22 protein-coding genes are annotated in these 23,862 nt (G+C 38.9%); 14 read left to right on the forward strand and 8 right to left on the reverse strand.

The genetic code is table 11. The annotated features are described in order from the left end of the window. Positions 1-2: 2 nt before the first annotated feature. The 3 genes from odhB (at position 3) to sucD (ending at position 3,736) form a co-directional block, all read left to right on the forward strand. On the forward strand, positions 3-1,520 hold the full coding sequence (gene odhB, locus L659_RS0100370; protein WP_007586871.1) for a 2-oxoglutarate dehydrogenase complex dihydrolipoyllysine-residue succinyltransferase: 1,518 nt from the start codon (positions 3-5) through the stop codon (positions 1,518-1,520). A 177-nt stretch (positions 1,521-1,697) separates the two neighbouring features. Further along, positions 1,698-2,864 carry an ADP-forming succinate--CoA ligase subunit beta gene (sucC, locus tag L659_RS0100375; protein ID WP_007586870.1) on the forward strand — a complete coding sequence of 389 codons (1,167 nt, stop codon included), beginning with the start codon at positions 1,698-1,700 and terminating at the stop codon, positions 2,862-2,864. Then, the gene (sucD, locus tag L659_RS0100380; protein WP_010552674.1) at positions 2,864-3,736 is read left to right on the forward strand and encodes a succinate--CoA ligase subunit alpha; all 873 of its coding nucleotides are present in this window, start codon (positions 2,864-2,866) and stop codon (positions 3,734-3,736) included. The genes sucC and sucD overlap by 1 nt, the downstream gene beginning before the upstream one ends. A 59-nt stretch (positions 3,737-3,795) precedes the next feature. On the opposite strand, the gene L659_RS0100385 is transcribed toward sucD, so the two are convergent. Further along, positions 3,796-4,866 (reverse strand): DUF3083 family protein, encoded by a 1,071-nt coding sequence (locus tag L659_RS0100385; protein WP_024589202.1) that lies wholly within the window; start codon positions 4,864-4,866, stop codon positions 3,796-3,798. Between the two features lie 218 nt (positions 4,867-5,084). On the opposite strand from L659_RS0100385, the gene glnS reads away from it, so the two are divergent. Continuing rightward, on the forward strand, positions 5,085-6,743 hold the full coding sequence (glnS, locus tag L659_RS0100390; protein ID WP_024589203.1) for a glutamine--tRNA ligase: 1,659 nt from the start codon (positions 5,085-5,087) through the stop codon (positions 6,741-6,743). Positions 6,744-7,051: 308 nt separating this feature from the next. Here the strand turns inward: glnS and fur are convergent, their stop codons facing one another. The 5 genes from fur to L659_RS0100415 all read right to left on the reverse strand — a co-directional run bounded on the left by fur (position 7,052) and on the right by L659_RS0100415 (position 9,589). Continuing rightward, positions 7,052-7,495: a ferric iron uptake transcriptional regulator gene (gene fur / locus L659_RS0100395; RefSeq protein WP_007586857.1), complete on the reverse strand. Its 444-nt coding sequence runs from the start codon at positions 7,493-7,495 to the stop codon at positions 7,052-7,054. 186 nt (positions 7,496-7,681) lie between these two features. Continuing rightward, positions 7,682-8,209, reverse strand: a complete 528-nt coding sequence (gene fldA, locus L659_RS0100400) for a flavodoxin FldA (RefSeq protein WP_007586856.1) — start codon at positions 8,207-8,209, stop codon at positions 7,682-7,684. Between the two features lie 14 nt (positions 8,210-8,223). Continuing rightward, on the reverse strand, positions 8,224-8,502 hold the full coding sequence (gene ybfE / locus L659_RS0100405) for a LexA regulated protein (protein WP_002962928.1): 279 nt from the start codon (positions 8,500-8,502) through the stop codon (positions 8,224-8,226). A gap of 2 nt (positions 8,503-8,504) precedes the next feature. Continuing rightward, complete coding sequence (locus L659_RS0100410; RefSeq protein WP_002962930.1) at positions 8,505-8,726, reverse strand: DUF2788 domain-containing protein; 222 nt, start codon at positions 8,724-8,726, stop codon at positions 8,505-8,507. A 95-nt stretch (positions 8,727-8,821) separates the two neighbouring features. Continuing rightward, on the reverse strand, positions 8,822-9,589 hold the full coding sequence (locus L659_RS0100415; protein WP_007586854.1) for an alpha/beta fold hydrolase: 768 nt from the start codon (positions 9,587-9,589) through the stop codon (positions 8,822-8,824). 220 nt (positions 9,590-9,809) lie between these two features. Between L659_RS0100415 and seqA the strand changes: the two genes are divergently transcribed. The 7 genes from seqA (at position 9,810) to L659_RS0100450 (ending at position 17,791) form a co-directional block, all read left to right on the forward strand. Further along, on the forward strand, positions 9,810-10,406 hold the full coding sequence (seqA, locus tag L659_RS0100420; protein ID WP_024589204.1) for a replication initiation negative regulator SeqA: 597 nt from the start codon (positions 9,810-9,812) through the stop codon (positions 10,404-10,406). 9 nt (positions 10,407-10,415) lie between these two features. Further along, the gene (pgm, locus tag L659_RS0100425) at positions 10,416-12,053 is read left to right on the forward strand and encodes a phosphoglucomutase (alpha-D-glucose-1,6-bisphosphate-dependent) (RefSeq protein WP_024589205.1); all 1,638 of its coding nucleotides are present in this window, start codon (positions 10,416-10,418) and stop codon (positions 12,051-12,053) included. A gap of 121 nt (positions 12,054-12,174) precedes the next feature. Further along, positions 12,175-13,227 carry a succinylglutamate desuccinylase gene (astE, locus tag L659_RS0100430; RefSeq protein WP_024589206.1) on the forward strand — a complete coding sequence of 351 codons (1,053 nt, stop codon included), beginning with the start codon at positions 12,175-12,177 and terminating at the stop codon, positions 13,225-13,227. Between the two features lie 265 nt (positions 13,228-13,492). After that, on the forward strand, positions 13,493-14,707 hold the full coding sequence (locus L659_RS0100435) for a thiamine pyrophosphate-dependent dehydrogenase E1 component subunit alpha (RefSeq protein WP_010552681.1): 1,215 nt from the start codon (positions 13,493-13,495) through the stop codon (positions 14,705-14,707). Further along, complete coding sequence (locus L659_RS0100440; protein ID WP_008171214.1) at positions 14,707-15,684, forward strand: alpha-ketoacid dehydrogenase subunit beta; 978 nt, start codon at positions 14,707-14,709, stop codon at positions 15,682-15,684. Before L659_RS0100435 ends, L659_RS0100440 begins: the two co-directional genes overlap by 1 nt. An 8-nt stretch (positions 15,685-15,692) precedes the next feature. Continuing rightward, positions 15,693-17,276 (forward strand): dihydrolipoyllysine-residue acetyltransferase, encoded by a 1,584-nt coding sequence (locus L659_RS0100445; RefSeq protein ID WP_024589207.1) that lies wholly within the window; start codon positions 15,693-15,695, stop codon positions 17,274-17,276. 149 nt (positions 17,277-17,425) lie between these two features. Then, complete coding sequence (locus tag L659_RS0100450) at positions 17,426-17,791, forward strand: DUF805 domain-containing protein (protein ID WP_024589208.1); 366 nt, start codon at positions 17,426-17,428, stop codon at positions 17,789-17,791. A 56-nt stretch (positions 17,792-17,847) separates the two neighbouring features. Here the strand turns inward: L659_RS0100450 and L659_RS0100455 are convergent, their stop codons facing one another. Beyond that, a complete protein-coding gene (locus L659_RS0100455) occupies positions 17,848-19,023 on the reverse strand; it encodes a putative manganese transporter (RefSeq protein ID WP_024589209.1) in 1,176 nt (391 codons plus the stop codon). 160 nt (positions 19,024-19,183) lie between these two features. After that, the gene (locus L659_RS0100460) at positions 19,184-20,809 is read right to left on the reverse strand and encodes a M28 family metallopeptidase (RefSeq protein ID WP_024589210.1); all 1,626 of its coding nucleotides are present in this window, start codon (positions 20,807-20,809) and stop codon (positions 19,184-19,186) included. A 113-nt stretch (positions 20,810-20,922) separates the two neighbouring features. Here L659_RS0100460 and L659_RS0100465 point away from each other — a divergent pair, with 113 nt between their 5' ends. Genes L659_RS0100465 through L659_RS0100475 form a run of 3 tightly spaced genes read left to right on the forward strand, consistent with a single transcriptional unit; the run spans position 20,923 to position 23,721 of the window. After that, positions 20,923-21,735, forward strand: coding sequence for a DUF3025 domain-containing protein (locus tag L659_RS0100465; protein ID WP_024589211.1), 813 nt, complete (start codon positions 20,923-20,925; stop codon positions 21,733-21,735). Continuing rightward, entirely contained in the window at positions 21,732-22,520 is a 789-nt protein-coding gene (locus L659_RS0100470; RefSeq protein ID WP_007586825.1) for an ABC transporter ATP-binding protein, read from the forward strand. The genes L659_RS0100465 and L659_RS0100470 overlap by 4 nt, the downstream gene beginning before the upstream one ends. Next, positions 22,513-23,721 (forward strand): ABC transporter permease, encoded by a 1,209-nt coding sequence (locus L659_RS0100475; RefSeq protein WP_024589212.1) that lies wholly within the window; start codon positions 22,513-22,515, stop codon positions 23,719-23,721. Before L659_RS0100470 ends, L659_RS0100475 begins: the two co-directional genes overlap by 8 nt. The last annotated feature ends 141 nt before the right edge of the window (positions 23,722-23,862 follow it).

A 23,862-nucleotide genomic window follows, 5' to 3' on the forward strand; every position in this document is an offset into this window, starting at 1 on the left:
CAATGAGCACAGAAATTAAAGTTCCTGTTCTTCCTGAGTCGGTTGCAGATGCTACCGTTGCTACATGGCATGTAAGTGTTGGCGACAAAGTAACTCGCGATCAAAACTTAGTAGACATTGAAACAGATAAAGTGGTTTTAGAAGTTGTTGCACAGCATGACGGTGTAATAACAGAAATATCACAAGAAGAAGGTGCAACCGTACTTGGCGATCAAGTTATGGGTTTACTTGGTGATGCTGATGCAGCGCCAGCAAGTGAAGGTTCAACTAAAGAAGAATCAGCACCAGCTAAATCAGAAGACGCGCCAGTGGCGCAATCAGCACCAGCATCAGAAGGTAAAGAAGTGGATATTAAAGTACCTGTACTTCCAGAATCAGTTGCAGACGCAACAATTGCTACATGGCATGTACAACCAGGTGACGCGGTAACACGCGACCAAAACTTGGTAGATATTGAAACAGATAAAGTTGTTCTTGAAGTAGTAGCTCAAGAAGATGGCATCATGGGTGATATCATTCACGGCGAAGGCGATACTGTACTAGGCGAGCAAGTAATTGGTTCGGTTAAAGCAGGCGGTGCACCAGCGGCTCCAGCTGCAAAAGCAGACGCAGCGCCAGCAGCAGATTCAAGCGAAAGTTCAGATGTGTTAACACCATCAGTTCGTCGTTTAATTGCTGAGAAAGGCCTAGACGCTTCTAAAATTAAAGGCACGGGTAAAAATGGTCGTGTAACTAAAGAAGACGTTGATACTTTCTTAAAAGCACCAGCGCCAGCGGCTAAAAAAGCAGAAGCTTCTGCTCCTGCAGCACCAATGGGCGATCGTACTCAAAAACGTGTTCCTATGACTCGTTTACGTAAAACGATTGCGACACGCCTTCTTGAAGCTAAAAACTCAACTGCAATGTTAACTACATTCAACGAAGTGAACATGGGACCAATCATGAGCCTTCGTAAGCAGTATCAAGAAACGTTTGAAAAGCGTCACGGCATTCGTTTAGGTTTCATGTCTTTCTATGTGAAAGCGGTAACTGAAGCTCTTAAGCGTTTCCCTGATGTTAATGCTTCAATTGATGGTGACGATATTGTTTACCATAACTATTTCGATATCAGCATTGCAGTATCTACTCCACGTGGTTTAGTTACTCCAGTACTTAAAGATTGTGACAAACTATCTGTTGCTGAAATCGAAAAAGGTATTCGTGAGTTAGCACTTAAAGGTCGTGATGGTAAGCTAACGCTTGCTGATATGACGGGTGGTAATTTCACTATTACTAATGGTGGCGTATTTGGTTCATTGCTATCTACACCTATCATTAACTTGCCACAATCTTCAATCTTGGGTATGCATAAAATCCAAGACCGTCCGATGGCTGTAAATGGTAAAGTTGAAATACTACCTATGATGTATTTAGCACTTTCTTATGACCACCGTATCATTGATGGTAAAGAATCTGTTGGTTTCTTAGTAACTATTAAAGAGTTACTTGAAGATCCAACTCGCTTATTGCTAGATGTTTAATCTAGTTGTATGAAATGTAAGCTGTGAATGAACATTCACAGCTTTTTTTTTGCGCCTTTGGTCGTACTGGGGTTTTCATGTTAAGCCTTGGGATCTATACTAGGTGCGCAATTTGGGATAGTTGTTTATTTGAAAAAATATTCAGCTCTTTTAGTATAAAAAATTGGATAAAGCATCATGAATTTGCATGAGTATCAGGCAAAACAACTTTTTGCCGAATATGGTTTACCCGTTTCTACAGGTTACGCTTGCGATACACCTGAAGAAGCTGCTGCAGCTGCTGAAAAAATTGGCGGCGATATGTGGGTTGTTAAAACTCAGGTTCACGCAGGTGGACGTGGTAAAGCTGGCGGTGTAAAGCTAGTTAAAACTATCGAAGAAGTAAAAGCGTTTGCAGCTAACTGGTTAGGTAAAAACCTAGTTACTTACCAAACAGACGAGAAAGGCCAGCCAGTAGCTAAAATTTTAGTAGAAAGCTGTACTGACATTGCTAACGAATTGTACCTAGGTGCAGTAGTTGACCGTGCATCTCGTAAAGTAGTTTTCATGGCGTCTACTGAAGGCGGCGTTGAAATTGAAACTGTTGCTGAAGAAACACCAGAGCTTATCCACAAAGCAGAGATCGACCCGTTAGTAGGTCCTCAAGCTTACCAAGCACGTGAACTAGGTTTCAAATTGGGTCTTAACCCAGTACAAATGAAACAGTTTGTTAAGATCTTTATGGGTCTTGGTAAAATGTTCACTGATTTTGATTTCGCATTACTTGAAATCAACCCGTTAGTAATTACAGACGAAGGCAACCTTCACTGTCTTGACGGCAAAATCGGTATTGATGGTAATGCACTTTACCGTCAACCTAAAATCCGTGAATTCCACGATCCATCTCAAGAAGATGCTCGTGAAGCACACGCAGCAAGCTTCGAGCTTAACTACGTTGCTCTAGACGGTAATGTTGGTTGTATGGTTAACGGTGCAGGCCTAGCAATGGGTACTATGGACATCGTAAACCTACACGGCGGCAAGCCGGCTAACTTCTTGGATGTTGGTGGCGGTGCTACTAAAGAACGTGTTTCTGAAGCATTCAAAATCATTCTTTCTGACGACAATGTTAAAGCTGTTTTAGTAAACATCTTTGGCGGCATCGTTCGTTGTGACATGATTGCTGAAGGCATCATTGGCGCAGTTAAAGAAGTTGGCGTAACCGTACCAGTAGTTGTACGTTTAGAAGGTACTAATGCTGAATTAGGTCGTGAAGTTCTTAAGAACTCTGGTCTAGATATCATTGCTGCTGAATCACTAACAGACGCTGCTGAAAAAGTTGTTGCTGCTGCGGAGGGCAAATAATGTCTGTATTAATCAATAAAGATACAAAAGTTATCTGTCAAGGTTTCACTGGTGGCCAAGGTACTTTCCACTCAGAGCAAGCGCTTGAGTATGGTACACAAATGGTTGGTGGTGTTAGCCCAGGTAAAGGCGGTCAAACGCACCTTGGTCTTCCTGTATTCAACACAGTTCGTGATGCTGTAAAAGAAACTGGCGCAACTGCTTCAGTTATCTATGTACCAGCTCCTTTCTGTAAAGATGCAATCTTAGAAGCTATCGATGCTGGCATCGAGCTAATAGTTTGTATTACTGAAGGTATCCCTACACTTGATATGGTTGATGTTAAAATCAAACTAGATCAAACAGGTACTCGTATGATCGGTCCTAACTGCCCAGGTGTTATTACTCCTGGTCAAACTAAGATTGGTATCATGCCTGGTCATATCCACAAACCTGGTAAAGTAGGTATTGTTTCTCGCTCTGGTACTTTAACGTACGAAGCAGTTAAGCAAACTACTGATGCTGGTTTTGGTCAGTCTACGTGTGTTGGTATTGGTGGTGATCCAATTCCAGGTACTAACTTTATCGACGTTCTAGAAATGTTCGAAAAAGATCCACAAACTGAAGCAATCGTAATGATTGGTGAAATTGGTGGTACTGCAGAAGAAGAAGCTGCAGAGTACATCAAAGCTCACGTAACTAAACCTGTAGTATCTTACATTGCTGGTGTTACTGCACCAGAAGGTAAGCGTATGGGTCACGCTGGCGCAATCATTGCCGGCGGTAAAGGTACTGCTGATGAGAAATTTGCTGCATTAGAAGCTGCGGGCGTAAAAACTGTACGTTCACTTGCTGATATCGGTAAAGCACTTAAAGAGAAAACAGGCTGGTAATCGCTTGTTTCCTTTAAAAAGGCCCGCATATGCGGGCCTTTTTGTTATTAGATGAAAATTTAGAACGGGTAACTAATATGCTGGAAAAAACGTACAGATAAGTCTTGGCGTTGTTTATTTATAGCCAGCTCATTACACAGAGTATAGATTGTTTTTTCTACTTGGTTCATAAATCGACCGTAGCCCATTTCATGTTTATCCTGCTGCGTTGCTACTACTACAAAATGCAGCGTTTCTACTAATTTATTTGCTTCATAAAAGTGCTTAATTTGATTTTCATTAGATTCAATATCAAAACTTAACTTTTGAAGTTCATCATTGCCTTCACTCTTATCTATTTTACTATTGCGTATAATAGGCGTTGCGCCGTTAGCAACCATAGCGCCATGGTTTAAGTTGTTATTTTGACACGCACGTATAAATGCATATGCAAAGTAGTCATAAAATTTAGCATAGTCGTTTGTGTTCATTAGTGTTTGAAACTGCGTTTTAATTGCGCGCGAAACCGGTATAGTAAAAGTGGCGTAAGTCATCTCAGCATAATCATTGGGTATGCTGCATTGTCTTGACTGGTAGCGAGGGTAGAGACTTCTTAATTTGTAACCATAGCTTTCCTTGTTGCCTTTTTCTTTAGCAAATAGGTCATACGTTAAGTGTTGATGGTCGCGTAGTTTAAACTGGGGTTGATTTATTAAGAGTTGTTCTTGTAAAGTGTCTAACACTTTTTGAACTTTATTATGAAATTCTGCAGAGTTGGCTCGTAAATCATCGCCTGTTGCTAAAAATAGAATGCGTATTTTTTTACTCGGTGTACCTTCAGTGTAATAAATCTTATGCGCTTCGTGATAACGAGGATTATAAAAAAAGAGCATTTGTTTATCTGTTTCTAATTGATAAGACTCATCATTAAATCTTACAACGGGTAGTTTATCATTCGCTAATAAGTGCACATTATAAAGCTCATACTCATCACAAGAAGCGAACAGCTGGCGTGCAATACGTTCATAGCAGCAATTTATATCACTAAAGCTTTTATAAAAATCGTGATTAGGGGTTATTTCAGCTAAAAGATAGTGGTTAGCGCGTGCATTAGTTGGAATATATACACGATGTTGATTAAGTGTCGCCATCTTCGAATCCTTATAATGTAGGTTATTCACCTACTATAAACTGTTTAGATGACTTAAATATTGCGTTAAAACAAATTTTATTCATAAACAATGGTTCAGCTGAATTAAAGTTAAGCAATATCAAAAATAAACCTTAATCTAGTGCTGTATGTTAGTGTATGTTTTTGTAATAATGCATTAGTTTTGTTATTACGTAATATTTAGAGGACTGCACTCCTATGGCGGAAATTGAGAATCGCCCAAGTAACTTTATTAGAACCCGAATTGATGAAGACTTAGCAAGTAAAAAGCATGCAACAACGCATACACGTTTTCCACCTGAACCTAATGGCTTTTTGCATATTGGTCATGCCAAATCAATTTGTTTAAATTTTGGCATCGCAAAAGATTATAACGGTTTATGTAACTTACGTTTTGACGATACAAACCCAGAAAAAGAAGACATTAACTACGTTAATTCTATAAAAGAAGACGTACAGTGGTTAGGTTTTAACTGGGATGGCGATATAAAGTATTCTTCTAACTATTTTGATACTTTATATGGTTACGCTGTTGAGCTTATAAATAAAGGCTTAGCGTACGTTTGCTTTTTAACAGCAGACGAAGCACGCCAATACCGTGGTACATTGAAAGAGCCAGGTAAAAATAGCCCGTACAGAGATACATCAGTTGAAGCAAACCTAGCGTTATTTGAAAAAATGCGTGCTGGCGAATTCAAAGAAGGTGAATGTGTCCTACGTGCTAAAATTGATATGGCTAGTTCATTTATGGTGCTTCGCGATCCAATTATTTATCGCGTACGTTTTGCTCATCATCATCAAACAGCAGACAAGTGGTGCATTTACCCAATGTATGACTTCACGCACTGTATTTCTGATGCACTCGAAGGTATTACACATTCATTATGCACACTCGAGTTTCAAGATAACCGTCGTTTGTACGACTGGGTACTTGATAACATTAGTTTAGAGTGTCACCCACAGCAAATTGAGTTTTCACGTTTAAATCTTGAATACACAATTATGTCTAAGCGTAAGCTAAGTGATTTAGTGGTAAATAACCATGTAGAAGGGTGGGATGACCCACGCATGCCTACAATTGCAGGTCTACGTCGCCGTGGTTATACACCAGGTTCAATCCGTGAGTTTTGTTTGCGTATTGGTGTAACAAAACAAGAGAATATGGTTGAAATGGGTATGCTTGAAGCATGTATCCGTGAGGATCTAAACGAAAATGCACCACGTGCAATGGCCGTACTCGATCCTGTTAAAGTTGTTATTGAAAACTACGATGCAGATAAAGTTGAAACTTTATCAGTGGCTAACCACCCAAATAAAGAAGAAATGGGTCGTCGTGATGTACCATTTACTCGTGAAATCTATATTGAACGAGAAGACTTTAAAGAAGAAGCGAATAACAAGTTTAAACGTTTAGTGCTTGATAAAGAAGTACGCTTACGTGGTGCGTATGTTATTAAAGCACAGCGTGTTGAAAAAGACGAAAATGGTGAAATCACAACTATCTTCTGTACATACGACAGCGAAACACTTGGTAAAAACCCAAGTGATGGTCGTAAAGTAAAAGGTGTTATTCACTGGGTTTCAGCACCAGAGTCTATTACGGCAGAAGTTCGTTTATACGATCGTTTGTTTAGTGTTCCAAACCCAGCAGCCGCTGATGAGTTTGAAACAACATTAAATCCTGAGTCACTGGTTGTTTTATCAAACGCTAAATTAGAGCCATCGCTTGCTAATTCACAAGCAGAGCAGGGCTTTCAGTTTGAGCGTACAGGTTATTTCTCTCGTGATTCTAAATCAGAGAACGTTGTATTTAACCAAACAGTGGGTCTTCGTGATTCATGGTCTAAAACTCAATAAGTAATATCTAAAAAACCTGAACTCTGGATAATAAATCTATCTCGAGCAGCTATTTTCAGCGCTAACTGCGTTGAATTTACTTGCAATAGGCCAGCTATTGACGCGTGAATTCGCCTTGTTTTCACTTAAAATCTCTGGCTAGAGAAAATAAATTTAAATATCACCATGATTCAATACGTTGGTAAATCTCTTAACCAGAGTTCAGGTTTAATATCCCCAGTTTTTACTGGGTATATTCATTACAAGCGTATTTTAGACACAAAAAAACCTGCACTTAGCAGGTTTTTTATTGCTTTTTAAAAGCGGTATTAGCTGTTAGCGTCGCTAAATTCTTTACACGCTGCTTTATCATTACACTCACCGTATAAATATAAAGAATGGTTTGTAAGTGTAATACCATTTTCTTCAGAAATTTCAAGTTGACGACGTTCAATCATCTCATCTTCAAACTCTACAACTTTGCCACACTTCAAACATACTAAATGATCGTGGTGTGTGCTTCCTGAAAGTTCAAATACTGATTTGCCACCTTCAAAGTGATGACGGCTTACAATACCCGCATCATCAAATTGGTTAAGTACGCGGTATACAGTTGCAAGACCAATTTCTTCACCTAGATCCAAAAGAATTTTGTAAACATCTTCAGCACTGATGTGTTGGTTATCTGGAGATTGTAAAATCTCTAATATTTTAATACGCGGTAAAGTTACTTTTAAACCGGCTTTTTTAAGTTCCAAGTTATGATCAGTCATTAAATCTGTCTCAATTTTATTTGGTTATACTAGACATCTTGCAAAGATGTACACGACACATTAGCAACAAACAGGATAACGTGCCTAAGCGTTAAGTGCAAAGAACAATTGATTTATATTGCCACTAAAGCTTAAAACGCTAACTGTTTGATAATTATTTAAACAGCTAGCGATATATGCAGTAAATTAGTCAGCTAATTCACTTAAACACATTTCTTCATATACTTGAGCAGACCATGCTTTAACACGTTGTTCTGTAAGCTCTGGTTGACGGTCTTCGTCGATGCCCAAACCTACAAAATGCTTATCATCAGCCATGCCTTTAGATGCTTCAAAGTCATAGCTTTCGCTCGGCCAATGACCAACAACAATAGCGCCACGTTCAGTAACGATATCGTTGATCATGCCCATCGCATCTAAAAAGTACTCAGCGTAATCTTCTTGGTCTCCACAACCAAAAATAGCAACAAGTTTACCTTCAAAGTCAACTTCTTCAAGTTCTGGAAAAAAGTCATCCCAGTCACATTGTGCTTCGCCGTAGTACCAAGTAGGGATACCGAATAAGATCAAATCAAATTCAGCAATCTCTTCTTTAGAGCTTTTTGCAATATCATGAACAGCCACTAGCTTTTTACCCAATTCTTTTTGGATCATTTTTGCTACGTGTTCTGTGTTACCTGTGTCACTTCCGAAAAAAATGCCTACACTTGCCATGGATTTAAAACCTTTTATGTATCAATAGCCAATCTTTCTTGTAAAATCGTTTCAATCAGCGCACTGCGGCTAATATTTTGTGCATCTGCCATATCACTCAATGCTTGATATAACTGCGATGAAACTTTAAATTCAACACGCTTTAAGCCACGTGCTTTATCTCTTTTTATTTGATTACGTTTATTTACCTTTAACTGCATATCCCGTGAAAGGGGATTGGTTTTAGGTCTGCCTGGGCGTTTTTCGTATTCAAATAAATCGAGTGTAGTTCTATCTGTTTCTGACTTCGCCATGCTTAACCTACACCTGCGCCTTGCCAAAATACTTGAATAAGACCTTTAGCAATAAAGCCTGAACAACCTAAAAAGAGCACGCCCCAGACAATGTATTGTCCGAACTTAGGCACATTGCCACTTTTTAGTACGTCTTTAATTGCCATGCCGATGAATATGAAAATACCGGCTAAGCCAAAATACAACCCTAGGGTATCAAATTCGTTAATTAACTGACTGACCATCAACGTATAACCTTTAAATTAAACGGCGCGTACTATAGCATATAATTATTCATATATTTAGTGCGCAAAATCAAAAACACGCGATTAAAATTGCTTTAAACCGCAGTTAAAAAGTCGTTTATCGCTTTATTTACAGCAAGTGGCTTTTGAGCATGAAGCCAATGGCCTGCGCCATGAATTATTTTAGCCTTAGTATTTTTAAAGCGAGCTTTAATTGCAGTACGATGCTCGGGTAAAATATAGTCAGAATCATTACCTTTAATGAAAAGAGTATCGCATAAACAAGAATTGTTTTCATTAACATTGGATGTAATTGTAGAATATTTTTCGTCAAGCACATTTAAGTTAAATCGCCATGCAAAATGACCTTCCTCATTTTTAGCGAGGCTTTTAAGTAGAAACTGTCGAACTCCCAGTTCTTCTATGTAAGGCTGCATTAGAGCATCAGCTTGTTTTCTATCGTCAATTGATTGTGCTGAAACCGCTTTTAATGCCTGTAATATTTTTGTGTGCCGAGCAGGGTAACTAACAGGTGCTATATCAAGTACAACAAGCTTATTTACAAGTTCAGGATGTGTAAGCGCTAATTCCATTGCCACTTTACCACCCATAGAGTGCCCAACTAAATGTGCTTTATCTATGTTCAAATGTGCTAATAACTCAACAATATCTTGTGCCATTGCCGGGTAGTTCATTTCATCACTATGAGGAGAAAGCCCGTGGTTACGTAAATCAACGTTAATAACAGTAAAGTGTTCACTTAATGGTTTTGCTATTACATTTAGGTTTTCTAATGATCCAAAAAGCCCATGTATCAAAATAACATTAGGACCTTGCCCTTGTTGCTTGTAATTTAACTGCATACCCGCCTCCTGAAAATTTCGCCATAGTTTGCCGAGCATTGCTCTAAAAAGCAAAAAATACAGCGACTATTTATTAAATTGGGCTTTTGTTTGTTAAATCAACAACAATGAGGTAAATATTAATATGTTTACGGGAGTGCTTGTTGTAACTCGCATTTCTGATTGGTTTGGGTATAATCACACGGGAGAAAAAAATGTGACCCGTAATGACAGGAAGAACATGAAACAAATCGACATAGACGACGAGTTATATCAATATATTGCTAGCAATACGCAAAGTATTGGTGAAAGTGCATCCACTATTTTACGTCGTTTATTAAATCTGAGCGGCGAAAAAATTCAAACCGCAAACGTAGAACTAACTCAAAATAATCAAACTGCGACTACGTCTACCGCCACATTAAAAAGCTCAGAGCCATCTGCTGCTGAGACTTCAAAAAAACAAACGCCTGTAGCTCACGCACCCGTGAAGCAAAAAAGCGATAATGTTTTTAATGTATTAAATAAAGAAGAGCTGGCAATGCAAAAAGGTGTTGTTGGACGCTTTTTGTTTATTTTAAGTGCATTTTACCGCACACATAAAACTGATTTTTCTGCGGTATTAGACATAAAAGGGCGTGACCGTGTTTACTTTGCTACTAGTAAAGAAGCTTTAGTAAATAGCGGTAGTAGTATGAATCCTAAAAACATAACCGATAGTGAATATTGGGTTATGACTAATTCTAATACAACGCGTAAAAAAATGATGCTTCATGAAGTGGCTCTTTGCCTTGGATATAGTGCAGAGCAAGCTGAAAAAATTCGCGATTACCTGTAAGGAAATATAATGGCTATTCACTCAGGCGCAGGCAAAACTGCTCCACAATCGGCACTGGTTAACGTACCTAAATTAGTATCTGCGTATTACTTAAATGAACCTGATCTTGAACAAAATCCAGAGCATTGTGTTGCCTTTGGTACCTCAGGCCACCGTGGTTGTTCTTACGATGTTAAATTTAACGAATCACACATTTTAGCTATTACTCAGGCTATTTGTGATTACAGAAAACAAAATGACATATTTGGTCCGTTATTTTTAGGCAAAGACACACACGCATTGAGTGAAGCCGCATTTAACTCGGCTATTGAAGTATTAGTTGCTAACGAAGTGCAAGTGATAACGCAAGAGGACGGTGATTTTACACCAACGCCAGTTATCAGCCATGCCATAGTGAGCCACAATAAGCTACACCCAAATGAATTAGCAGACGGGATTGTTGTTACGCCTTCGCATAACCCTCCTGAAGATGGTGGCTTTAAATACAACCCACCTAATGGCGGGCCAGCTGATACCGACGTCACTAATTGGATTGAAGACAGAGCTAATCAACTTTTATTAGAAGATTTAGTTGAAGTTGAGTTATTTCCATTCGCTAAAGCATCGCGTTCCGGCTTTATCCGCTACGAAGATTTAATGACTCCTTATATTGATGACTTAGCAAATATCGTTAATTTAAAAGCAATCAGCGATGCAGGTATTAAAATAGGTATCGATCCACTAGGTGGTTCAGGCATCAACTTTTGGCCAGTCATTGCAAAAAAATATAATTTAGATTTAACCGTAGTTAATGGTGTTGTTGATCCACGTTTTGCTTTTATGCCACTTGATAAAGACGGCAAAATTCGTATGGATTGTTCATCGCCTTATTCAATGGCAAATCTTATTGCACTAAAAGATGATTTTGATGTGTCTATTGGTAACGACCCTGACTACGATCGTCACGGTATTGTAACGCCAGATGGTTTAATGAATCCAAACCACTTTTTAGCAGTGGCAATCGATTACTTACTTAAACACCGTGATTGGAATGAAACCGTAGAAATTGGTAAAACATTGGTTTCTAGCTCTATGATCGACAAAGTAGCTGCTCGTAACAACCGTAAGGTTAAAGAAGTACCAGTAGGCTTTAAATGGTTTGTTGAAGGCTTAAGCAAAGGCAAGCTTGCCTTTGGTGGTGAAGAAAGCGCAGGTGCTGCATTTTTACGTTTTGATGGCTCTGTATGGTGTACAGATAAAGACGGCTTCATTATGGGTCTACTCGCTGCAGAAATACTTGCTGTGACAGGTAAAACGCCATCAGCGCTTTATAAAGAATTAGAACAAGAGTTTGGTTCTCCAATTTATAAACGCCTAGATGCACCAGCCACAAGCGGTCAAAAATCACGTTTAAAAGCATTGAGTGCTTCTGATGTTAAAGCAGATACACTTGCAGGCGAGCCTATTTTGCAAAAATTGACTCATGCACCAGGTAACGATGCCGCCATTGGTGGTTTAAAAGTGGTTACTGAAAATGGCTGGTTTGCAGCGCGTCCATCAGGTACTGAAGATATTTATAAAATATACCTTGAATCATTTAAAGGTGAAGAGCATTTAGCGTTACTTGAAAAAGAAGCTAAAAAGCTTGTAGATTCAGTTATAAGCTAACTTAATCTAATAATTTTAAAACGGCTGATTTATTCAGCCGTTTTCGTTTCTATACCTTGTGTATTTATAAAAATATATGCATAAGAGTCTACTCTCACATTATTTTTAAAGGGCTTATTATATGTCAGCCAATCCATCTTACTTAAATGAATTAAAACAAACTGGCGATTTTTTAACGCTTAGTCGTGACAACGAATGGCATTTAGATGCAGGTGAGTTTGTTTTAGATAATGGGACTCTTGTAAATATACACGATACCGGAGTCATTGAGTTTCAACCTGCTGTTACAACGTCAAAAGATGTAGTTTATTCAAGCGCTGTACACGGTAACGAAACTGCGCCAATTGAAATTTGTGATGCACTTATTAAACAAATTATAAAAGGCGAGCTGATACTTAAGCAGCGCGCTTTGTTTATTTACGGTAATCCACAATCAATTAATATTGGCCTGCGTTTTGTAGAAGAAAACTTAAATAGATTATTTAATGGTCACCATACAGTTGAAGGTGTACCAATGAATAATGAGCGAAACCGCGCTGCAAAGCTTGAGCAATACGTAAGCGATTTTTATACACGTGGCGAGCAAGGCAGTACGCGATGTCATTACGACTTACACACTGCAATTAGAGGCTCTAAAAACGAAAAATTTGCTGTGTATCCATTTTTACATGGTAAGCCATGGAAAAAGTCGCAGTTACAATTCTTATTGAGTTGTGGTGTAAATACTGTGCTTATGATGAAATCTCCTGCAACAACATTTAGCTATTATTCGTCATTTATACACGGTGCTGATTCTTTTACGGTAGAGCTGGGTCAAGTTAAGCCATTTGGTCAAAACGATATGGCTCGCTTTGAAAAAACAAAGCAAACCTTAACTGCATTAATTAGTCAAAATGAAGTTAAATATCCTGAATTTAATGCAAACGATTTTGAATTGTTTGCTGTCCATCGCACAATAAATAGAACGCAGAACGATTTTAGCTTTCCTTTTTCTGACGATGCCGAGAACTTTACTGGCTTTGCGAAAGGTGAACTACTTGCAACCGACGGTGATACAGCGATTTATGCTGACGTTGAAGGAGAGGCTATTATTTTTCCAAATGCGAGCGTAGCATTAGGGCAAAGAGCACTCCTTACTGTTATTCCAATGGATATTGATAGCAATTTCGTCTAATTTAACTCATCAGACCACTAATAGCTTGAAGTTAACTATATGATTACTATTAATTAAAGTAACCGTATCGTTAACTTGCCACTTATTTAACCAGTATTTGCTTTTGTTTCGTCCCAGATCTGTTGAATAACACTTTACGTTAACGTAAAGTGTTGGCAGCTTTAATTAAAGATAGTGCAGATGTTGCAAAGTTTAACCAGCAACAATCACCCACAATAATAATTTAAAGGGGCACTGTTTTACCGACAACAAAAGAAGGTAGGTTATGAGTAATCCAAATAACGTATCGCTGAATATTAACCACGAGCTTGAATTTATTGATGGTCAAGCACTTAATATTCCAACCCTTAGTATTTTAACTGAGGACGGCGACATTCATCCTAGTGCAACCGCACCTGACATTTCAAAACATACCGCTATTAAGTTATATGAAACAATGCGTTTTATACGTTTGTTAGATGAACGTATGCAAGGCGCGCAGCGCCAAGGCCGTGTTAGTTTTTATATGCAATGCCTAGGCGAAGAAGCCGCAGTTACAGCCTCTGCTGCTGCACTTGATCAAGACGATATGATCATGGCTCAATATCGTGAACAGGCAGCCCTGCATTATCGTGGCTTTACGCTTGATCAATTTATGAACCAAATGTTTTCAAATGAATTGGATTTAGGCAAAGGTCGTCAAATGCCAATTCATTATGGGTCTAAAGCGCTAAACTACATGACAATTTCATCGCCATTGGGTACGCAAATACCACAGGCAACGGGTTATGCATATGGCCAAAAAATAAAGCACATCGACGCTAAAACAGGCGAGCTTGCCAGCACAATTGATAATGTGACTATTTGTTACTTTGGTGAAGGTGCTGCATCTGAAGGTGACTTTCATGCCGGTTTAAATATGGCCGCTGTTCACAGAGCGCCGGTTATATTTTTTGCACGTAATAACGGCTATGCAATATCAACCCCTGCTGATGAGCAATTTAAAGGCGATGGTATTGCCTCGCGTGGTGTGGGTTATGGCATTAAAACAATTCGTGTTGATGGCACAGATGCACTTGCTGTGTATGCGGCGACTAAAAAAGCACGCGAAATAGCCTCAACACAAGGTGAGCCTGTACTCATTGAATCGATTGCTTATCGTTTGGGTGCGCACTCTACGTCAGACGATCCAAGTGGTTATCGCTCTAAAGATGAAGAAGCTAATCATCAAACGTGCCCTATTGATAAATTTAGAAAATGGTTGGTCAAGCAAGACTGGTTAAACGAAGAAGACGATATAAAAGCAAAAGAGTCGATTCGTGAAGAAATTTTAGCAGCGCTTAAACGTGCTGAAGTTGTTGCAAAGCCCGCTTTAGAAGAACTGGTATCTGACGTTTACGATACACCAATTCCATTATTGCAACGCCAGTACGAGCAACTAAAAGAACATATAAAACAGCATCCAGATGCTTACCCAGTTACCGCAGGGAGAATTAAGTAATGGCTAAAATGAACATGCTCCACGCAATTAACTCTGCTCTCGATATTACGATGAATGAACACCCTCAAGCCTGTATTTTTGGTGAAGATGTTGGTTACTTCGGTGGTGTATTTAGAGCAACATCGGGCTTGCAAGAGAAGTACGGTAAACATCGTGTTTTTAATACGCCTTTAACCGAGCAAGGTATTTTAGGTTTTGCTAATGGTTTAGCAGCTTTTGGTGCGCCTGCATTGGCAGAAATTCAATTTGCTGATTATATTTTCCCAGCGTTTGATCAAATAGTAAATGAAGCCGCTAAATTTCGTTATCGCAGTGGTAATGAATTTAATGTGGGTAACTTAACTATTCGTACACCTTATGGTGGCGGTATTGCCGGTGGTTTATATCATTCACAATCACCCGAAGCGTATTTTGCGCACACACCGGGTTTGAAAGTAGTTGTACCGCGTAACCCTTATCAAGCTAAAGGTTTATTACGTGCATCAATTAAAGATGATAACCCGGTCATATTTTTTGAGCCTAAGCGTTTATATCGTGCATCAATTGGCGAAGTGCCAGAAGAAGATTATAGTATTGAATTAGGCACGGCTGAAGTAGTGCAAGAGGGTGCCGATATTACGCTCTTAGCGTGGGGTGCTCAAATGGAGATTATTGAAGATGCAGCAAAGCAAGCAAGTGAGCAAGGTATAAGCTGTGAAGTTATTGATCTTCGTAGTATTTTACCATGGGATGTTGAAACGATTGCTAAATCGGTTATTAAAACCGGCCGTTTAATCGTGAGTCATGAAGCGCCTATAACCAATGGCTTTGGTGCAGAGATAGCCGCAACAATACAACAAGAGTGTTTCTTGCATTTAGAGTCGCCAATTTTACGTGTATGTGGTCTAGATACGCCATACCCGCTGGCACTTGAAAAAGAATACGTACCGGATGCACTAAAAGTGTTGGCTGCAATTAAACAATCAATGGATTTTTAGGGGTTACCATGGCTAAAGATTTTATATTACCCGATATTGGTGAAGGCATTGTTGAATGCGAAGTAGTTGAATGGCTAGTACAAGAAGGCGATACCGTATCTGAGGATCAGCCAATTTGCGATGTTATGACAGACAAAGCATTAGTACAAATTCCGGCAGTGCATGATGGCGTTATTTCAAAGCTATATTATCTAAAAGGTGAGATTGCTAAAGTACATGCCCCTTTATTCGCTATGGATGTAGCAGGTGAAAACACTAACAATGAAGTAGTACAAGAGCCAGTACAAGCTGAAAATAAAACTAATGATGCAGCTGATGTGGTTGAGGACTTTATATTACCGGATATCGGTGAAGGTATTGTTGAGTGTGAGATTGTTGATTGGTTAGTTGCTGAAGGCGACGAAATAGAAGAAGACCAAGCGGTTTGTGACGTAATGACCGACAAAGCATTAGTACAAATTCCGGCAAAATATACAGGCACAGTAAAAAAACTATATTACCAGAAAGGTGAAATAGCAAAAGTACATAGCCCGTTGTTTCAAATGACAATTGCAGGCAGTGCAGCAAAACCAAGTGTTGATATAAACCAAGCGGTCGTAAAGGCTCAAGCTAATGCCGTCGCTGAAAAATTTGCCCCTGTTAAAACGCAGCAAGCTGCTAAAGTTATCAATCAAAAAGCGGTTGCATCTCCTGCGGTTCGTCGTAAAGCACGTGAGCTAGATGTTGATTTGACGTGTGTACCAGGTAGTGGTAAAAATGGACGTATTTACAAGCAAGATATTGAAGAGTTTGTAAAAGGCGAAGTGCCAAATACTATTGATACTTCACCGCTTAATAGCGATGCTTCTCAAAGTGCAGTACAAAACCAAACACAGAATCAAAGCGGTGGCGTACGAGTAGAGCAAATTAAAGGTATTAAAGCGGCCATGGCCAAGCAAATGGTAGCTTCGGTTTCAACTATTCCGCACTTTACGTTTAGTGATGAAATAGACTTAACACAGCTTATAGCTTTGCGTAGCTCTTTAAAAGAGCAGTACAAAGCACAAGGCGTTAAGCTCACCATGATGCCATTTTTTGTAAAAGCACTCTCGCTAGCAATGAAAGAGTACCCTGTACTTAATTCAAAAGTGAACGATGAATGCTCAGAGCTTACCTATTATAACGATCATAATATCGGTATAGCGGTTGATTCTAAAATTGGCTTGTTAGTGCCTAATATTAAATCGTGCCAGAGTAAGAGCATTGTTGATGTGGCAAATGATTTAACCCGTTTAACTCATTCAGCGCGAGAAGGCCGTGTTGCACCCGATGATTTAAAAGGTGGGACAATTAGCATCTCTAACATTGGAGCTATTGGCGGCACTATTGCGACCCCTATAATTAATAAACCAGAAGTGGCTATTGTTGCGCTAGGTAAACTGCAGCATCTACCGCGTTTTGATGAAAGTGGGCAGGTTGTGAGTAAAGCTATTATGCAAGTGAGCTGGTCTGGCGATCATCGCGTTATTGATGGGGGCACTATTGCTCGCTTTAATAACCTATGGAAATCGTACTTAGAAAACCCATCGGCAATGATGATGGCTATGAGTTAATAGCTAAATTGTTAATATGTAATAAAAACCAGCTTTTAGCTGGTTTTTTGTTTTAATGTCAGCTGTTTTTAATTAAGATACAAATGTTACTAAAAAGTAATTAGATTAACCCCGTTAGGGAATATAAAAAATAACACTAAGGAAATTTCATGGAACATTATATGAACGCGTTGCGTAGCTACGCAGATTTTTCAGGCCGTAATCGTCGTAAAGCATATTGGATGTTTGTATTATTTAACTTCATTTTTTCAGTAGTTTGTAATGCGATTGATGGTGTACTAGGTACAATGTTCATTGGCTCTATTTATAGCTTAGCGCTATTAATTCCTGGCTTAAGTGCTGGTGCTCGTCGTCTTCATGACACAGGCCGTTCAGGCTGGTGGCAGCTACTTTGGTTAGTGCCAATCATTGGTTGGATTGTTTTAATTGTTTTTCTTGCGCAAGATTCGCACGAAGGTGAAAACGATTTTGGTCCAAATCCTAAAGAATTAGCAGTAGAACCAGCAACTGTATAAGTAAGAATAACTTAACATGTTGAAAGCTCAGCAATTGCTGAGCTTTTTTGTGTTTTTTAAATTTCAACAAAAAAATACAACCCATAACCAACTATTAATGCGGGAATAGACGTATAAAGTGTAGCTATAACTGCAGCTTTGGGCGCCATTGCTATTGCTGGAAATAACGCATCACCATCGTTAGAAATTGCGTTTCCTGCTAAAGCACTAAAGGGAATAATGCCTTGAATATAAAGCGTTGTAACAATTATTTGCGGACCACAACCAGGTAAAAAACCAATAAGCACTGCAATTAATGGGGCCAAATAGGCGTAATGTACAAACCACGTTTTTAAATCAAGACCTGCAATGTTAACCAAAATCTCAAATAGCATAAAAGAGGCTACAACCCATGCCGTTACAAAATGGGTATCTTGTAATACTTTTATTATTTTAGAAGGGGGGTTACATGCATCGTCTTCTGACGTTACTTCTTGATAGCTTTCACCTCTTGACGAAAGTGCCCAAATACTCACAATAAATAAAGCCATTAATGCACCAAATAGCGTAATTAAAGTACTTGTGCTTGCACCAAACTGCGAAAAATCAACATTGAAGGCAATCAAAAAGGCAATTATAAGGCTTGGGATAATTGCTACCATCCAAACCGGTTTACTGATTTTAATAATGTTAGTTGAGAGTATTTTAATTTGGTGCTTTTGTTCTTGCGCTGTTGGGCGTAAAAAGTCTTTTTTGTGTATTGTATTAACCAGTAAACCACTGAATGTACCCACAACTAACCCTATTCCCATAATTAACAAGCCTTCAGTAGGGCGGGTAGCAAGTAATAAAAATGCTGCATCTCCCATTGTAGCTGTTAGCACAGCAACAATAGCACCAAAGCTTGCTTGGCCTTTTGTAAATTGAGTAACCACAATAATAGCGCCACCACAGCCAGGTAATGCACCTAAAACCGCTGCAAAGCTAATTTCTAAAATAGGGGACTTGGCACTTAAATAACTAAGCTCTAATTGAGGTAAGTGTTCTATAGCGTAGTAATAAATTAAAAGGGTAGCAGCAACAAACACACTCACTTGAAAAAATGCATCACTTAGTGCGGTCATTGTTATTTCGCGTAATTGCGGTATTGCAAGGCAAGTTAAAATAAATAAAGGCAGCAGTAAGCGTTTATTTTGGCTCAAAAATCGTTTTGAGGCAGGAGTAATAAAACCAATGTGAGGGAGTGAAATCATACAATGCGACCTAATAAATTAACTAGGTCACACTGTATATTTTAATTAAATGATAATCAATATCATTTATATCTATTTAAATCGATTACTCTGTTTGAGTTTTTCGATAGCCAAATCTAAGTTAGTTTAAATTTGAATTTAAGGCTGTGATTAAATTGGGCTACTTACGCTGAAATTCAGAGTTTGTATTCCACGTTGGCCACTGTTCTGTTTCAGAAATATCAAAACCTACTTTATAAAATAATTGTAAGTCTTGAACAGCACCCGATAAATCCCATTCATCACGGTAACGGTCACATGGTTGATGGTAACAACCGCGAAGTACTAAGCTCATACGTTTACGGTAATTAGCCGTTTCTTCATCAGCAGCCACAGTACCACCGCCTGCGTACATGGCTGGAATACCCATGTTAGCAAATGCAAAGTGATCAGAGCGGTAATAGCCACCAGATGACGGTTTAGGATCGCCTGATATTGTTCTGCCTTGCTCTTTAGCCGCAGTTTCTAAAAACTCATCCATTTGTGATTTACCAATACCAACCACATTCATGTCTTTTACTTTGCCTAATAAATTTAAGCTATCCATATTTATGTTAGCGACTGTTTTATTCGCTGCAATCACTGGATTTGCCGCATAGTATTTAGACCCTAATAAGCCTTGCTCTTCAGCAGTTACCGCTAAAAATGTCATTGAGCGGCTAGGGGGCTTTGGTAATTTAGTAAAGGCTTCAGCTACTTCAATTAGCCCAGCGGTACCCGTTGCATTGTCGTGAGCACCGTTGTAAATTTGATCACCTTTACGTGTTTTGTCTGTACCTAAGTGATCCCAATGAGCAGAGTAAATAACATGCTCATCTGGTTTTTCACTACCAGGTAAAGTGGCGATAAAGTTATACGACACCGATTTTTTAATCGTGTTTTTAATAGTAACAGAAGCAGTTAAATCGCCCATATCAACATGGTAAGCACCTTTGGCAGCATTCGTTTTAACGGTATCAAAATCTAAACCTGCTTTAGTAAAAAGCTCTTTTGCTACGTCAGTTGTAACCCAGCCTTCAACAGCTACACGGTCCATGTTGTTGTTTTCTTTTTGAAAACCAAACTGCTCACCGCTCCATGAGTTTTCAACTACTGACCACGGGTAAGATGCAGGTGCTGTTTCATGAATAATAATTGCACCTGCAGCACCACGGCGACTCGCTTCTTCGTATTTGTATGTCCAACGCCCATAATAGGTCATTGCGTCGCCAGTAAATAAAGCAGGGTCTTTTGTTGCAAAACCCGGATCGTTAACCAGCATTACAACCGTTTTGCCCTTAACGTCTAAACCTTCGTAATCATTCCAATTGTATTCAGGTGCGTTAACGCCGTAGCCCACAAATACAAGTTCAGAATTTTCTATGCCTTCTTGTGTGCTTATGCGGCTGCTACCCATAACCATGTCTTTTTTGTATTGATAGTCTTTACCACCAATACTTAATACCATGTTTGCATCAGCCTCAAGCGACACAAGTGGAACTTCTTGTAAGTAGCTGTCGCCATTACCTGGATCTAAACCTAGGGCTTTAAACTGCGCAGTTAAATAATCAAGCGTTAGCTTTTCGCCAGGTGATGAAGGAGCGCGACCACCAAATTCGTCTGATGCGAGTACTTTTACATGTTTAGCCAATTCATCAGCTTGAATACTGTTATAACCATTTGTTACATCAGTAGGTGTAATACTTGTTGTTGCGCAACCTGCTAAAACAGCAGTAGCGAGGAGTGTGAGAGAGAAATAATGTTTCATGTCAGCTCTTTTTTTGTTTTAAGTTGTGATTAGTATATTAACTTCTATTAAGTAGAACCAGTTTTTGCGGTAAACTTCTCGTAAATTATAGGCATAAATTGTTAAAGGTTTAAATGAAGCGTTTTACTCCCCCCGAGCAGTGGCAAATCAGTAGTCTAGAAACAGGTGCATTTGCGCATTTACGTGAGCTGTTTAAAGTTAACGAATTAACAGATTGGCCGGCGCCGCAGTGGTTTTCTCCATTTTTAACCGCTATTAATGCGAATAATATTCCTATTACTTTTGAAGATGATGCAAAGGTAGATTTTGGCGATCGTTATTACGAACAAGTTATTTTTGAAACGGGTGTTGTACCTACACGCAGTGAGAACTGGCATGACTTATTTGGTGGCTTTATTTGGTGTTTATTTCCTAAAACCAAAGCACTTATTAACCAGCGTCATGTGCAAGATATAGCTGAGCATGGTTTGCAAAAGCGTACTAAGCATCGTAATGCACTAACGCTCTTTGATGAATGTGGTGTTGTATTAGCTATAAGTGAGAGTAAATGGCAGCAGTGGCTTTGCGATCATCAATGGAAAACAGCATTTGTTGAGCATAAAAGCGAATGGGGAAAAAGCATTAAAGCGTTTATGTTTGGCCATGCTAATTATGAAATGCTCACCAAACCTTATATAGGTTTAACGGGTAAAGCATTGTTTGTTTGTGTACCGGATGAAATATTTTGTAAAGATTTAGTTACTCAATATCAGTACCTAGACCAAGCCCTTTATGAGATGATTAATACAGATAACTGCTTAGCCGATAACAAACAGCTTTCACCACTGCCTTTATTAGGTGTGCCAGGCTGGCATGACGAAAACAAAGACGACTCTTTTTACAACAATACAGATTATTTTAGAGCGAAACGAAGGATACGAACATGATAGAAGTTGCTGGGCTTAAAAAGAAATTTAAGCTAACTAAAGATCACAAAAAAAATAAAATAGACGACATCGACCCTCGTGAAGATAAAGATTACTTTCACTCAGTACGAGATGTGAGTTTTAGCTGCGCAAAGGGTGAAGTACTTGGGTTGCTAGGCCCAAATGGTGCGGGTAAAACGACTACACTTAGAATGATTTCAACCGCGTTAAAGCCCGATGAAGGCTCAATAACAATTGCCGGAAACGACATTGTAAAAAAACCGCTACTGGGACGTAAGTCTATCGGTTTTTTATCGGGCTCTACCGGTTTGTATGGCCGCTTAACTGTAAAAGAAAACATAGAGTATTTTGCAAAGCTCCACGGTATGAGCAAAAGCGATATTGCATCGCGTTGTGATGAGCTATTTACATTGCTTGATATGCATAAGTTTGTAGATAAACGCGCAGAAAACCTATCAACAGGTATGAAGCAAAAAGCAAATATTGCGCGTGCTGTTGTGCATCGCCCAGCAGTTGTTGTACTTGATGAGCCAACAACGGGTCTGGATATAATGACCACGCAAACCGTTATTCAATTTATTAAGGGTTTAAAGGCGCAAGGTACTCCTGTTATTTTTTCTACCCATCATTTAGATGAAGTTGCACTTTTATGCGACCGAGTCGCTGTAATTAACGAAGGTATTAGCTGCTTTGACGGAACAGTAGATGAATTTAAACAAGCAGGTAATAGTGATGAGCTTAATCAAGCGTTTATGAACATATTAACGGAGAAACATGATGTTTGAGGTATTTAAAAAGGAATTAAGAGAGTTATTACGCGACAAAAAAACGCTATTATTTGTTGTTGCGCTCCCTGTCGCTATATTTCCGTTATTGTTTGCCGTAATGGCATTTATAAGCTCACAAGCAGCGATGGATGCAGAACAAAAAGTAAATACGTATGCCATTATTAATGGTGAATACGCACAAGAGTTTACTGATAAAGTGTTTTATCACAAAAGTTTTGAGCTTTATAAAGGGGCTAAAACCTTTAATAACATTGAAGAGCTTAAAGCTGGTGTTATAGCTGGCGATATTGATATGGGTATTTATTTACCAAGCCATGCTGAGCAAACATTAGATGATGGAAAACAAAGCCAGTGGCAGGTTGTATTTAACGATTCAAAATCTATCAATTTTTTATTCGAACGCGTTAAAGAGCTCGCAAAAGAATACAGTGACGTGCTGCAAACTCAAAAGCTGATTAGTTTTGGTATTGAAGAGTCTGTTCAAAAATCCATTCTTAATCCAATTGAAGTCATTAAAGTAGATACAGCCGATAAACGTGAAAACCTTGGCGAAAAAATTGGCGGGTTTTTACCTTACTTACTTATACCATTAGTACTAATGGGGGCTACTTATCCCGCTATTGATTTAGGTGCTGGCGAAAAAGAACGCGGCACACTAGAAACACTCCTACTTACACCTATTACGCGTACAGAGCTGGTGCTTGGTAAATTTATAACTTTGTTAACTACATCCATTGCCTCCACAACCATAACGGTCTTGAGTATGGGTTGCTGGATAGCACTGGCGTTAGCATTTGCTGATCTTGATTTTATTAAAGCGGCATTTAGTACATTAGCGGTAACCGATTTACTGATGATATTTGTACTGCTACTACCTGTGGCTGCTATATTCTCAGCCTTAGCTTTGGCTATATCTATTTATGCACGTACGTTTAAAGAAGCGCAAAACTACATGGCTCCGCTTAGCATGGGTGTATTTTTCCCTATTATTATTTCAATAATGCCAAATATGGAGCTTACTGCTAAAACAGCATTCATTCCTGTTACAAACGTGGCTTTAGCGATTAAAGAAATAGTAAAAGGGACTGTTGATTACACATTTGTGGGCTTAATATTTTTAGCTACTGCAATCATTGCGGCTGGACTACTGGCATTTTGCGTTAAATGGTTTAACAGAGAAGATGTACTATTTAGATAATGTAGATTTAGCACTCTAAAAATATATAAAAGGTAGCATTGGCTACCTTTTATATTTTAAAGGGATAATCGGTTGAAACAACTACTTTATAAGCTGCGTGAGTCAATACGGGAACGCGCATTCATTTATAATTCATATAGA

It is taken from the genome of Pseudoalteromonas sp. S8-8, assembly GCF_000497875.1.
Taxonomy (GTDB): domain Bacteria; phylum Pseudomonadota; class Gammaproteobacteria; order Enterobacterales; family Alteromonadaceae; genus Pseudoalteromonas; species Pseudoalteromonas arctica.